This window comes from Pseudomonas sp. F220 (assembly GCF_057813935.1).
In genome coordinates this window covers 97,593-111,317 of record NZ_JBVASJ010000018.1, presented here as the reverse complement: position 1 = coordinate 111,317, position 13,725 = coordinate 97,593, and the positions used below count along the sequence as shown (strand labels likewise).

Here is a 13,725-nt window from a genome sequence, read left to right as displayed (position 1 = left end):
GCCGGTGTATTCGAGTTCGGAGAAGGTCTTCTGCACGCGCGTAACGCTCACGGAGAGGGTGGTTGGTTGAAGGTACTCAGTGTGCCAAGGGTGGGGACGGTTGGCTATTTTTGCAGCGTCTCCTTAGCACTGCATTGTTTCTGCCCTCACATCGTGACTCGCCGAATTGGACACAAACACACAGAAACCAAAAGTTTATAAAAACAAATAATTGGGAAAATTATTTTCAACTATTATCAGCTTGAATCAGACAGATAAAAATAGAGTGCTGGTCGAGATTACGCATACGACCTTTTCTTTGAGCGTGTGCGAAAAACATTTGGAGAGTATCCAAAATTCATGAGACATCCTTCTGCCTTACAACATTATGATTACGTCTAAACATATTAGCCGGATCATATTTTTTCTTTGCTTTGAACAGCCGATCTTCATCCCTTACAAAAACCAGTTCATTATTTTTTTCCTCACCAGATGTATAGTTGGAGTATGAAGAAAACTCCCGACCATACGCTATAGACTCCGCCGCATCTTTAACCCAGCCGATGTACACTGAGTCATCACTTAAAGATATCCAGCGAGCACAAAACAAAATACCATACTCTTTATTCAGTAATGGAAATGCTGATTCTACGGGCCGTTGTTGTCTTCGAGACGCGTTAAGATGCTCGACAGTTATACTGCAACTTGAACCGGGCATTTTCGCCCCACACTCTAATAGTAAGCGAGAGATATCTGCCCCCATAACGTCAGGACAGACTGACTTCCAGTACCCTCTCATTGGTAATGAAAAGCGTTCGTCAGACCACGATTGCCATAATACATAATCATCCGTTATAAACGCATGCCTTATAGTCGGCCCCAAATACTCCTCAAACGTCTTTATTTCCAAAAGATCGGTTGAATCACATAGGCAAAAATCAATAGAAAGTCTACATCCTCCCTCGACTCCAGACTGTTGAAGCACAGGAGCAACAACCAGATTCGACGGACAATGCTTATCTAGATAAACAATCAGGTTATTGAAAACATCTTTGATATCGCTGTCGAACACCTCTATTGATCCGCAATAGACAGTGGGCATTTTCGATAAAGTGTATCTGAATTCAAGCACTACACCAAAATTCCCTCCCCCACCCCGGAGCGCCCACAATAGATCTTCATGGCCCGGATCTTCAGCTTTGACGATATCCCCCGTAGCCAGTAGTACATCCGCACCCACTAAGTTTTCACACGTAAACCCGAACGTGCCCAAAAGCCATCCAATCCCTCCCCCCAAGGTCAATCCAGCAATGCCTGTATCACTCACCGTGCCGGTAGGTATTACAAACCCTCTATTGCAAAGTGCATGATCCACATCACTTAAACGAGCACCTGGAAAAACACTCGCAATACCCTTTGCCTCATCAACCACGACACCTCTGTAGGGTGAAAAATCAAGGAGTATTCCTCCTTGTGTAGTACCAAACCCTGCAATATGATGTCCGCCGCCCCTTATCGCGAGTTCTATATCATTGACTTCTATAAAACCAATGAGCTCTCTCAATGCCGAACGGTTCATGGTACGAACGATCATCAATGGATAGAGGTCGTGCATTCGGTTATAGACCTGCCTCGCCTCTTCATAGGCACAGTCGCCAGGAAATAGAATACTGACGTCCTTGTACTTACTCAAAAGTGCTTTTCCAAAGTCACCGTTATTCATCGATACGAGACCACGCACTAAATTGCCAACACCCGTATGAACTACTCATCATGTAACTCCTACACAACCAAATTATGCCTACCCCTTGAATCCTAATAATCCAATACCTCGGTGTAAAGTTCACCGAGCCCTGTACTGTCCTTCTAAATATTTCCAGCCATATTGCCACCACCCAATAGTGACGCCATTAGTTCCTTGTCAGCTGTAGGATTTCCGCCCTAGGCTAATCATCCATATCCCGCATCAAGCTATTTATTATTTCATCACTTTTCGCGCGCAACCAATTTTGCCTTTATGCATAACATAGAGCATTAGACTATTTTCAAACTATTTCTTCACACTCCCACCTCATCAATATTTCAAAGTCGTCATACTGAAATAACTTGAACACAGTTATGTAGCCAACCACGGTATCAATGGCACGTTTTGACAAAGCATCTTTGTGCAAGATAACTACTTTGTTTCAAAATGGTTTTTTATAGAGCATGGCAGACTCTCCATAGGAATGGACGAGGTCAGCGCAAAAAAGTGGAACGCCTCAAGGAGCAGATGTTCTATAACTGAATGCAGTTTCCTGCCGCGCGATCCGCTCGTGGTGCGCGACCTTTCTCACTGCCTATGAGGTTTCCCATGACCGTTACCGTCAATACCGAATCCAGCGAAGTCTTTCGTCACAGTATCCAGATCGATGACCATGAACTCTTCACCGACCTGCCCAAAGCCCAAGGCGGTGAGGGTTCTGCACCAGAGCCCCACGATTACTTCGACGCCGCGCTGGGTGCCTGCAAAGCCCTGACCCTCAAGCTCTATGCGCAAAAGAAAGACATCCCGCTGACTGGCGTCACCGTCGAAGTCAAACACGACAACAGCCAGGAGCAGAAAGGCAAATACGCCCTGCAGGTCAAGCTCACCCTGAAGGGTGTGCTCACCGACGCCCAGCGTGAAGAACTGCATCGCGTGGCTGATCGCTGCCCGGTACACAAGCTGATGACTACCACTGAAGTCACCATCGAAACCCTTCTGTCTGAAGGCGCTTTCAGCCAGTAGCGGCAGGTGCAGTCTCAGCGGGTTATGCCCTGCCATATAACCCGCTGAGACAAACATCCCTTTCACGTCCATTGGTTTGAAACCTTGTAAAAACGCCTGATGTAGTCAACGATGTTATTTGGCCTTCGTCCTTTGTCTTGTGCCACGGACCCTGTCCCTTTTCCTGAATGTTCAGGACTAAAGTTTGCGCACTTTACCCATACAAGACCTGAAGACAGCAGACTCGACGGTCCTCGCGGACAGTCAACGTTGCTGCATTCTCAGCGAAAAGGGACGCCATGCCAGAATATGAAAGCGCCGTCGGCTCCGGGCCCGGTATTACATTCAGTGATAGTCCCAAGCGTTTGCGCAACTCCTGGACACTCAGGATCTCTTCGATTACGGCCTTCTGTCTTTTCACGGCAACTCCCGGATACGGCCAGAATTTACCGAATATGCCAACCGCAGCGGACGTCGAAAACGTTACGGTGATTCAGGCACAGCAGATCGTCTCCAAGGCCACCCTTGAAGCCGTTCGGTGGAGCGGCCCAGCTTCCGGCCCATCTGCTCAGCGGGGCAAGAGCATTGCCTTTGTCGCAGAAGATTTACGTAACGGGGGGATTCTCGGTGTCGCACAGGGTACCCGCGAGGCGGCTGCGGCGATGGGCTGGACGCTGAAGGTATTCGACGGTGGTGGATCATCCGCGGGACGCGCAAAAGCCTTTGCCGATGCCTTGGCAGCAAAACCCGATGGCCTCATTCTGTGCGGCTCCGATGCGCTTGAGAACAATGCGGCGCTGACCCCCTTCGCCCGCCAGGGGGTGCCGGTGGTTGGCTGGCACGTCGGGGCACAGCCCGGCCCCATTCGTGGTACCCCGGTGGCTATGAACGTCACGACGGATCCGCTGGAGGTGGCTCGCCTCACGGCCATGGCGGCAGTGGCACAGTCAAACGGACACGCCGGCGTTGTCATTCTGACCGACTCCAAATACAGCATCGCTATGGCGAAGGCCAAGGCCATGGAAAACGTCATCCGGGCCTGTCGGGAATGCACATTGCTGGAAGTGCGCGATGTTGCGATCTCGGAAAGTGGCGAAAAGATGCCTGCGATCACCAAGGAGTTGCTTCAGCGCTACGGCAAGCGCTGGACCCATACGCTGGCCATCAACGATATCTATTTTGACTACTCGATTGCCACACTGACCAACGCCGTGATACCCAGTGACGGAATCAGTCTGTTGTCTGCCGGTGATGGCAGCGCGTCGGCTTTTTTACGTATACAGGCAAAAACCTACCAGACCGTTACGGTCGCCGAGCCGCTCAACCTGCATGGCTGGCAAGTGGTGGATGAATTGAACCGGCTGTTTGCCGGACAGCCTGTGAGCGGCTTCGTGGCACCGATTCACCTGGTCAATGCCGACAATATTGCCTTCGACGGCGGGAAAAAATTTCAGTACGACCCTGACAATGGCTACCGAGACATCTATCGCCACCTATGGAATCCCTGACATTGGACGTTACTACCCGGCTCGCAAGTCTGTATCGCCAGCTATTACCGCAATCGCTGCGCGCACAGTTCACATTGGCTTTTCTGGCGCTGGCGCTGCTGATCCTGGCGGGTGGCGCGACTGCGGTCTACGCCTTGCGAACCTCAAACAGCGCCACTCGCCAGCTGACGGATGAACGACTGATCCGTATGCAATATGGACAGGACATGTTGCAGAATACGTTGTTGATCGAACGCCAGACCGATCAGCTACTGACAGCTCGCTCTTCCGACACCCTGCGCTCAAGCTATGCGGCGACAGTCGAACAGCTTGAAGCGCTTGATCAGCTGGTGCTGCTGCTGGCAGCCGCGAACAGCGGTGTGGCCATACTCGATTTGCATCAGTCGAGTCAGCTGTTCCGCAATACCGCCAACATCGTGGCGCAACTGCGCGAAAGCATGCTGCAAACCGAAGTCACCTTCGAACAAAACCTGGTGGATTGCACCGCCCGGTTAACCGCAGCCCAGACCCGGGCCAGCCTGGAACTGGCGGTTTTACTCTACGATCTGCCGCAAGCCAATGACAGTAATGCCGTGAAAAAGCTGCGCACCCGGTATGAACACATATCACGTACCGCAGACAAGTTTCCCGACCCGCACCTCGATATTCCCGATCTGTTCTCCCTGCGCCTGAAGCTGATCAATCAGAACAATGTCATGCAGCGCTTTCTTGAGGAACTGAGAAATCAGGCCAGCATCCTGGTCGCGGCGGCTCGCGCGCAATCCACCGCTTACACAGAAGACTATCGCGAAGCCGTGCAGCATCTGGTCGAGGCCTCCAATCGCAGCCAGCAATGGGTGCTGATCATGTTGGGCGCCAGTCTGGTCCTCGCCTGGTTTGTAAGCCGCGTGTTCATGGGCCGCCATGTACTCGCGCGCCTGAATGAAATAAGCCGGCAACTACGCCAGGAGCACGTCGACGACAGGCAATTAATGATGGTGGAACAAGGGAAGGACGAGATTGGCAACATGGCCCGCGCGGTGAATCAGTTCCTCAAAAATCGTCATCAGCTGGAAATAAAAACGACCCAATTGAGTACTGCCACAGATCGACTCGCGGTACAAAACACCCAATTACAACAAGAAGCCATCATCCGAGCTGGACAAGGTCATGTCCTCGAACTGATTGCGAGGAGTACCGAGCTCGAAGAAGTCCTCGACAGCCTCGCTCACCTGGTTGAGTCACAACTGGAAGGGATGATGGTCTCCGTCCTGCTGTTGGACGAAGATGGCAAGCACCTGCTGCATGGGGCAGCCCCCAGCCTGCCGAAGGCCTATACCCAGCTCATTGACGGGATTGCGATCGGTCCGAAAGTCGGCTCATGCGGCACCGCTGTCTATCGACGAGAACCGGTCATCGTCACGGATATCGAGCAAGACCCGCTGTGGGAGGAGTACCGCTCTGTCGCTGCGCCCTATGGATTTCGCGCCTGCTGGTCGACGCCGATTCTGTCCCATGAGCAAAAAGTATTGGGCACATTAGCCTTGTATTCCAGCACCGTGCGCAGCCCGAGTTCGACCGAAACGCAATTGATTGACATGGCGACGCACCTTGCCGGCATCGCCATAGAACGCCAACACACCGAAAAACGCATCCGCTACATGGGCGACCATGATGCGCTGACCGGTCTGCCAAATCGCACTCTTCTCGAAGACCGTCTCAAACAGGCGATACTTTACGCTCAGCGCTACAGCCGCCTGGTGACGGTTGTGTTCCTCGACCTGGATAAATTCAAGCTGGTGAACGACAGCCTGGGGCACAGCGCCGGAGACGAACTGCTGAAAACCGTCGCCCGGCGCATGTTGGAGTGCGTACGCCGCACCGACACCGTGGTGCGGCTGGGTGGCGACGAGTTTGTGATCATCCTGTTCGACCAGCCTTCCAACCTCGACGACATTACTCCGGCCCTGCGCAAGATTCAGGAAGCCATCCTGGAGCCGATTCAGCTCAGCGGGCATACACTCCACATCACCTGCAGCATAGGCTTGGCCACCTACCCTGCCGACGGCTGCGATACCGACACCTTACTGAGCAATGCTGACGCGGCCATGTACCGAGCCAAGGAACTGGGTCGTAACAGTTACCAGTTCTATACCCGTGAGATGAATAGCAAAGTTCAGGGCAAACTCGCCATGCAAAGCGGCCTTCGAAATGCAATCAACCATAATGAATTCCTGCTGCTGTACCAGCCACAGGTGGATCTACAGTCGGGTCAGATTATCGGTGTGGAAGCGCTGATCCGCTGGCAGCACCCCACGCTCGGCATTGTGTCTCCGAGCAAATTCATTCCGCAGGCCGAAGAAACCGGTTTGATCGTTCCCATCGGTGACTGGGTGATTCACACCGCATGCCGGCAAAACAAGGCCTGGCAGGACGCGGGCAAGCCGCCGATCACCATGTCGGTGAATATTTCAGCACGCCAATTCATTGAAAGGGACCTGATCAGCCGGGTGAGGCATGCCTTGCAGGAAACCGGACTGGACCCGAGGTACCTTGAGTTGGAGCTGACCGAAAGCCTGATCATGCAAGACCTTCAGCAAGCCATTATCAAGATGAAGGAGCTGCAATCGATGGGGATCCAGCTCTCGATCGACGACTTCGGCACCGGCTATTCCAGCCTCGCCGCGTTGAAAACTTTCCCGATCGCTCGACTGAAGATCGATCAGTCTTTCGTGCGCGACCTCCCCGATAACGAGAATGACAGGGCCATCGCCACCGCGGTGATTTCATTGGGGCACAAACTGAACCTCAAAGTCATTGCCGAAGGTGTCGAAACCGAACAGCAGCAAACCTTCCTGCGTGAAAATGGCTGTGATGAAATGCAAGGCTACCTTTTCAGCGAAGCCGTCAGCGCAGAGGAAATCGATCTTTTGCTGCTCTCACCCCGGTTGCCTCAACCGGGACCCGCGCCCTATCGCCAGACCTAGCGGCGGCTCACCTGAAGGCGCCTTCAGCCAGTTTCGGCAGGTGTCGCCTCAGCGGGTTATGCTCTGTCGTATAACCCGCTGAGCCTGGAATGCACCATGAATACACTGACCGTGATCCGTCCGCGCCTCGAGGATGTTGAAGGACAACCGATCCTTCGCCCGCTACCGTCGGCCAAGTGCCGCAGCGTTGGGCCTTTCGTGTTTTTCGACCACATGCTCGAAACCCGCTATCCGGCAGGCAAAGGCATGAACATCCGCCAGCATCCGCATATTGGTCTGTCTACTCTGACCTATCTGTTCAAAGGGGAAATCCAGCATAAGGACAGCCTTGGCTCGGATCAGTTGGTGAAGCAAGGAGACGTCAGCTGGATGACTGCGGGCAGCGCTATCGCTCATGTCGAACGTACCCCTGAATCACTCAAGGCCAGCGGCTTCAGCATGCACGGCTTGCAAATATGGCTGGCCTCGCCGAAAGAACACGAACAAGGTCCAAGCCATTACAGCCACTACCCGGCCGAAAGCCTACCGATCAGCGATAACCTCGGGGTGCAGATCCGGATGATTGCCGGTTCAGGCTTTTGCCTGGAGTCACCGGTGCCGGTGCTCTCCCCTACGCTGTACGCCGAACTGCATCTGCAAACGGCAACAACCTTGTTGATTCCCGACGAACATGAAGAGCGCGCGCTGTATGTGCTCGACGGTGACGCGCAATTGGACGGCGAGCCCGTTGAAGTACGCTCGCTGGTGGTTTTGCCTGTTGGGGAAACCATGACCCTGTTCGCTGAAAGCGATTGTCATGCGGTGCTATTTGGCGGCGCCCCAATGGACGGGCCTCGCCGGATCAACTGGAACTTCGTTGCCAGTGACCCAATCCTGATCGACCAGGCCCGCACACGCTGGGCGGCCGGGGATTGGCCGACGGTGCCGGGTGAGAGTGAGCGGATTGAGTTGCCCATGAAGCGAAGCGAACCGACCCTGCTCTAGAGTTGAAGATCGATCCGATCTCTTATTCCCTGGTGTCATCTACATCGCGATAAGGCCCATACAGACACCAACCCAATCAGGGCTAGAAACAGATGCTCACTCAGTCCTTGAACACTTCATCCAACAAATTGTGCATCGACATGAAAGCCCGGCTCGCGGTCTTGGCGTCGTACATCATCTTGCCCGGCACATTGGCCTGTGGATCGGTGAAGGAATGCACTGCGCCGCCGTAGCTAAGCAGTTGCCAGTCGACACCGACCGCATTCATCTCATCTTCGAAAGCAGGCAGTTGCTCTTTGGCAACCAATGGGTCAGAGGCGCCGTGCAGCACCAGCACCGAACCTTTGATGTTCATGGCATCTGCCGGATTCGGCGTATCCAGCGTACCGTGGAACGACACGGCAGCTTTCAACGGTGCACCAGTACGGGCCAGTTCCAGCGAGCAGCAACCACCGAAGCAGAAACCGAAGGTCGCCAGTTTCGAGGTATCAACTGCTGCTTCGCCTTGGCTTTGCAGCGCCTCGAACGCCGCCTGCATACGCTTGCGCAGCAGGGCCCGGTCATTTTTCAACGGCATCATCGCCGCACCCGCCTCGTCGCCATTTTTTGGACGAACTGATTGACCATAGAGGTCAGCAATCAGCACCACATAGCCTTTGGCGGCCACGGACTCGGCAATCTTCTCGGCACCCGCGCCGACGCCCATCCAGTTCGGCGCCATCAACAGGCCCGGGCGTGCCCCCTTATGGCTGGCATCGAACGCCAGACGGCTTTCATAGGTTTGTCCATCGACCTGATAGACCACGGAACGAACAGTGACTCGGCTCATTTCAGACTCCCAGTAGGAACACCCCAGAATGAAAAAACCCGCCGAAGCGGGTTTTTTTACAACCTTGTTAAACCGACAGCTCAACCAGCAGCTTGTTTAACCGGCGCACATAGGCGGCCGGGTCTTTCAAGCTGTCACCGGCTGCCAGGGCAGCCTGATCAAAGAGGATGTGCGACAGGTCGCCGAAACGCTCTTCGCTCTGCTCGTTGTCGAGCTTCCCGATCAACGGGTGAGCCGGGTTGAATTCGAAGATTGGCTTGGAGTCCGGGACTTTCTGGCCGCTGGCTTCGAGGATCTGACGCATCTGCATGCCCAGGTCCTGCTCACCGATAGCCAGGATCGCCGGGGAATCGGTCAGACGGTGGGAAACCCGTACTTCGCTGACAGCCTCGCCCAACGCGGTTTTGATGCGCTCGACCAAACCTTCTTTGGTCTTGGCGACTTCTTCGGCAGCCTTCTTGTCCTCTTCCGAATCCAGGTTGCCCAAGTCCAGGTCACCGCGCGCCACGTCGACAAAGCTCTTGCCGTCGAAGTCGCTGAGGTAGCTCATCAGCCACTCGTCGATACGGTCGGTCAGCAGCAGCACTTCGATGCCTTTCTTGCGGAAGACTTCCAGGTGCGGGCTGTTCTTGACGGCTTCGTACTTCTCACCCGTCAGGTAGTAAATCTTGTCCTGACCTTCCTTGGCGCGAGCCAGGTATTCGGCCAGGGCAACCACTTGCTCGCCGCCTTCTTCGTGAGTCGAAGCAAAACGCAACAGGCCAGCGATTTTCTCTTTGTTGGCGAAGTCTTCAGCCGGGCCTTCTTTCATGACCTGACCGAAGTTTTTCCAGAAGCCTTTGTATTGCTCAGGTTCGTTCTTCGCCAGTTTTTCCAGCATGTCGAGAACGCGCTTGGTCAGCGCCGACTTCATGGAGTCGATGATCGGGTCTTTCTGCAGGATTTCCCGCGACACGTTTAGCGACAGGTCGTTGGAGTCGACCACGCCTTTGATGAAGCGCAGGTACAGCGGCAGGAACGACTCAGCCTGATCCATGACGAATACGCGCTGCACGTACAGCTTAAGGCCACGCGGCGCTTCACGCTGGTACAAATCGAACGGAGCACGAGCCGGTACGTAAAGCAGCGAGCTGTATTCCAGCTTGCCTTCGACCTTGTTGTGGCTCCAGCTCAGCGGGTTCTCGAAATCGTGGGCGACGTGCTTATAAAACTCCTGATACTCCGCCTCCGCAACTTCAGTGCGAGGGCGAGTCCACAGAGCGCTGGCGCGGTTGACGGTTTCCCATTCAAGCGCTGGCGCCTCTTCGCCTTCGGCTGCTGCCTGCTCTTTAGGCAGCTCGATTGGCAAAGCAATGTGGTCAGAGTACTTCTTGACGATGTTGCGCAGACGCCAACCATCGGCGAATTCGTTTTCACCGGATTTCAGGTGCAACACGATGCGGGTACCGCGCTCGGCTTTCTCAAGGGTAGCGACTTCAAATTCGCCTTCGCCCTTGGACGACCAGTGCACGCCTTCGCTGGCAGCGAGGCCGGCACGGCGGCTGAACACATCCACTTTATCGGCAACGATGAACGCGGAGTAGAAACCGACGCCGAACTGACCGATCAGGTGCGAGTCTTTCTTCTGATCGCCTGAAAGGTGTTTCATGAAGTCAGCAGTGCCAGACTTGGCGATGGTCCCCAGGTGGGTGATCACATCTTCGCGGCTCATGCCGATGCCGTTGTCTTCGAGGGTGACGGTTTTCGCGTCTTTGTCGAAGCTCACACGGATTTTCAGCTCGGCGCCGCCTTCCAGCAAATCAGGCTTGGACAGCGCTTCGAAACGTAATTTGTCGACAGCGTCAGAGGCGTTCGAGATCAATTCGCGAAGGAAAATTTCCTTGTTGGAATACAGCGAATGGATCATGAGGTGCAGCAGTTGCTTTACCTCGGTCTGGAAGCCCAGGGTTTCCTTTTGAGTTTCCACGCTCATGGTCATCAAACTCCAAATGGATGGCATTGGCCGCGCCCTAGAGGGTTGGCGGCGGGATGTCATCAAAGTTGGGGGCTAAGACGGAGATTTCAAGGGCTTACAGCTTCTTCAATTTTGAAATGCGCCCGCGCTGTAGCTATCGGCTCCGCCTGAGTGCTTTGCCACGCCGTGATCGCCACGTTGGCCACCCGTCGCCCCTGACGGCAGACCTGGCATTTGGCATAGGTATCGCGAAACTGTCCTGCACGCAGGTAGTCGAGGGAGAAGTCGATAATTTTCGGTACACCGGGGGACCCGGTGAAGACCAGCAAATGCAGCGCCGCGGCCAGTTCCATGAAGCCGGCAATCACCCCGCCATGAATGGCTGGCAATAATGGGTTGCCAATATTGTCTTTGTTGGCCGGCAGGCGAAACAGCAACTCATCGCCCAGGCGTGAGCACTCGACACCGATCAGCTTGGCGTAGGGGATCAGCTCCAGCAGCGCAGCGTAATCACCCTGCGCATGAGCCTGTTGCAATTGCTCCTTGAAGTTGTCCGTCATACCGCACCGCCACTGATTGCACCGCCAAAGCCTTTTGTGCCTTTGATGCCCTTGCCCATGCGCATAAAGGTCCCCACCACATGGGCGATCGGGTGTTCGGGATCATCCTGATAGGCAAATCCGCGAGCGAATATCACGTCGGTGGTCACCCGATAGCACTGAGCAAAACCATAGACGTCCTTATGCGGCTCCGCGGGATGCATGTAGTCGATGCGCAGATCCAGGGTCGGACAGACCTCGAACTCCGGCAACACACATAAGGTCGCCATGCCGCAGGCGGTGTCCATCAACGACGTCAACGCTCCGCCGTGAATCACCCCTGTTTGTGGATTACCGACGATTTGCGCGCTGTAAGGCAGAATCACTGTGATGCCATCCGTCGAAGCGCTGTGAACGCGCATCCCCAACACCTGGCAATGGCGCAGAGCTGACAGAAAACGCGTCGCGCGCTCAAAAATAAGGTTTTGCGCCATTCGATTTAGTCTCTTGTTAGTCTCGCCACGGTGCATTTAATAACCCGCGTAAAAGTTCCGTAACGAAGGCAGTTTATATATCTGTGGATTTCAAGGAACTTAACCCACTGGGCTGTGCTCGAAAGGCCAGAAGATATCTTCAATAGGAGAAACACCCCATGCGTAAGACTTTAGCTATTGCCTTGATGTTGACCGCTACCCTCGGTCTCGCTGCTTGCGGTAAAAAAGCCGAGGACAAAGCTCAAGCTACTAACCAACCGGCTGAGCAAGCCCAACAGAAAATGAGCGAAGCTCAGGATAAAGTGAACGAGGCGGCGAAAGAAAACGCCGATGCTGCCAAAGATCAGGCTGATTCCAACAAAGCAGCCACCGAAGCAACTGCTCCAGCAGCAGCGCCTAAAAACTAATCCGGTTTTAGCGCGCTTCAAAAAGAAAGCCCGCCGAGTGCGGGCTTTCTTTTGTCTGAAAAATATTCAAACCAGTACCGAGCGAAACGTCGGACTAAGCATCAATAACAATGAACACACTAACCCGACAAACCAGACCAGACTGCGCTGCCAGGCCAGATCCGCCCAATAGCACAATAAGTAAATGACTCGCGCGATCACAAAGATGATCGCCAACCACTCGATCAGCCATCCCGCCGTCTGCGTGGTATGCGCCATCAACACTCCCACCGCAAACAATATAAAGGCTTCAAAACTGTTCTGATGTGCCGCCACTGCGCGGGCACCAAAGCCCGTGAGCTGCGCCTGCTGAGCACGGGGCAGATGGTTGTCGTAAACGCCTTGTTCCTTCATCGCCTTGGCCACGGGCATACGCGCCACGAAAATCAGCAGGGCACTGATAAACACACACCAGAACGGGATACTCATCAGCTCATCTCCTTACTCGCCTCAGGTAATGGCGCCTCTGTAGGGGTATAGACCATGACGTCCAATACGTCGGAATGAAATTCCCGGCGATACAGCACCAACACCACACCGGTACTCATCAACATGAACAGCCAAGGACTGACGAACCAGGCCAGCATGGTCATTCCGAAATAATAAGAGCGCAGGCCGAAGTTGAACTGGTTAGCCGCCATGGAAATCACCCGTGCCGCGCGCGAGGCAAAGGCTTTACGCTCCTGTTCGGAGACATGTCGCTCGCCAATCATCGGCGCCGAGCCAATCAGAATCGCCGCGAAGTTGTATTGGCGCATGCACCAACTGAACGTAAAGAAGGCATAGACAAAGACGACTGCCAGACACAACAGTTTGATCTCCGACATGCCCTGAGAGGCCTGCTGCACCATCGGTATGTCCGCCAACAGCGACACCGCACGCTCGGAAGCGCCCAGCACGGTGAGAATACCCGCCAGGATAATCAGTGTGCTCGAGGCAAAGAACGACGCGTTGCGCTCCAGGTTGCCGACCACACTGGCGTCGGCGATGCGGTTGTCGCGCAATAGCATGCGGCGCATCCAGTCTTCGCGGTACAGGTGCAGCACGCTGGCCAGACACGCAGTATCACGGCCCTTCCAGGTCGCGTAACGGGTATAACCGCCCCAGCAAATGACGAACCAGAGCGCGGCGAGGATATGAATCAAATTAGTGTGAACGAACGACATGCGTATCCCTGAATGGCGTTGGCAGATGGGCAATCAACAATGAGCACTGCTTCGACGTTGGTACATAGAAAAAGGCACGCGCCATCGCCCATAAAAAATGCCCCGTATCGA

Annotated in this window: 12 protein-coding genes; 5 read left to right on the top strand and 7 right to left on the bottom strand. The window is 54.3% G+C overall.

Features of this window, described 5'->3' with window-relative positions; all coding sequences use genetic code 11:
• Nucleotides 1-337: 337 nt before the first annotated feature.
• A complete protein-coding gene (locus ACZYSM_RS17150; protein WP_489072764.1) occupies nucleotides 338-1,702 on the bottom strand; it encodes an FAD-binding oxidoreductase in 1,365 nt (454 codons plus the stop codon).
• Between the two features lie 630 nt (nucleotides 1,703-2,332).
• Between ACZYSM_RS17150 and ACZYSM_RS17145 the strand changes: the two genes are divergently transcribed.
• The 4 genes from ACZYSM_RS17145 to ACZYSM_RS17130 all read left to right on the top strand — a co-directional run bounded on the left by ACZYSM_RS17145 (nucleotide 2,333) and on the right by ACZYSM_RS17130 (nucleotide 8,186).
• Nucleotides 2,333-2,749 (top strand): OsmC family protein, encoded by a 417-nt coding sequence (locus tag ACZYSM_RS17145; protein ID WP_489072762.1) that lies wholly within the window; start codon nucleotides 2,333-2,335, stop codon nucleotides 2,747-2,749.
• Nucleotides 2,750-3,216: 467 nt separating this feature from the next.
• Nucleotides 3,217-4,236 carry a substrate-binding domain-containing protein gene (locus ACZYSM_RS17140; RefSeq protein ID WP_489072774.1) on the top strand — a complete coding sequence of 340 codons (1,020 nt, stop codon included), beginning with the start codon at nucleotides 3,217-3,219 and terminating at the stop codon, nucleotides 4,234-4,236.
• A complete protein-coding gene (locus ACZYSM_RS17135) occupies nucleotides 4,224-7,202 on the top strand; it encodes an EAL domain-containing protein (protein WP_489072760.1) in 2,979 nt (992 codons plus the stop codon). Before ACZYSM_RS17140 ends, ACZYSM_RS17135 begins: the two co-directional genes overlap by 13 nt.
• A 96-nt stretch (nucleotides 7,203-7,298) precedes the next feature.
• Complete coding sequence (locus tag ACZYSM_RS17130) at nucleotides 7,299-8,186, top strand: pirin family protein (RefSeq protein ID WP_489072758.1); 888 nt, start codon at nucleotides 7,299-7,301, stop codon at nucleotides 8,184-8,186.
• A 100-nt stretch (nucleotides 8,187-8,286) separates the two neighbouring features.
• Here the strand turns inward: ACZYSM_RS17130 and ACZYSM_RS17125 are convergent, their stop codons facing one another.
• From ACZYSM_RS17125 to ACZYSM_RS17110, 4 genes are all read right to left on the bottom strand, one after another.
• Complete coding sequence (locus ACZYSM_RS17125; RefSeq protein WP_489072756.1) at nucleotides 8,287-9,015, bottom strand: dienelactone hydrolase family protein; 729 nt, start codon at nucleotides 9,013-9,015, stop codon at nucleotides 8,287-8,289.
• 67 nt (nucleotides 9,016-9,082) lie between these two features.
• On the bottom strand, nucleotides 9,083-10,987 hold the full coding sequence (gene htpG, locus ACZYSM_RS17120) for a molecular chaperone HtpG (RefSeq protein ID WP_489072754.1): 1,905 nt from the start codon (nucleotides 10,985-10,987) through the stop codon (nucleotides 9,083-9,085).
• A gap of 89 nt (nucleotides 10,988-11,076) precedes the next feature.
• Entirely contained in the window at nucleotides 11,077-11,529 is a 453-nt protein-coding gene (locus tag ACZYSM_RS17115) for a PaaI family thioesterase (RefSeq protein ID WP_489072752.1), read from the bottom strand.
• A complete protein-coding gene (locus tag ACZYSM_RS17110) occupies nucleotides 11,526-12,002 on the bottom strand; it encodes a PaaI family thioesterase (protein ID WP_489072750.1) in 477 nt (158 codons plus the stop codon). Before ACZYSM_RS17110 ends, ACZYSM_RS17115 begins: the two co-directional genes overlap by 4 nt.
• 158 nt (nucleotides 12,003-12,160) lie before the next feature.
• On the opposite strand from ACZYSM_RS17110, the gene ACZYSM_RS17105 reads away from it, so the two are divergent.
• Nucleotides 12,161-12,409 (top strand): hypothetical protein, encoded by a 249-nt coding sequence (locus tag ACZYSM_RS17105; RefSeq protein WP_489072748.1) that lies wholly within the window; start codon nucleotides 12,161-12,163, stop codon nucleotides 12,407-12,409.
• A 66-nt stretch (nucleotides 12,410-12,475) separates the two neighbouring features.
• Here ACZYSM_RS17105 and ACZYSM_RS17100 read toward each other — a convergent pair whose 3' ends face one another.
• Nucleotides 12,476-12,877 carry an MAPEG family protein gene (locus ACZYSM_RS17100; protein WP_489072746.1) on the bottom strand — a complete coding sequence of 134 codons (402 nt, stop codon included), beginning with the start codon at nucleotides 12,875-12,877 and terminating at the stop codon, nucleotides 12,476-12,478.
• Nucleotides 12,877-13,614 carry a DUF599 domain-containing protein gene (locus ACZYSM_RS17095; protein ID WP_489072744.1) on the bottom strand — a complete coding sequence of 246 codons (738 nt, stop codon included), beginning with the start codon at nucleotides 13,612-13,614 and terminating at the stop codon, nucleotides 12,877-12,879. The genes ACZYSM_RS17100 and ACZYSM_RS17095 overlap by 1 nt, the downstream gene beginning before the upstream one ends.
• Nucleotides 13,615-13,725: the final 111 nt, after the last annotated feature.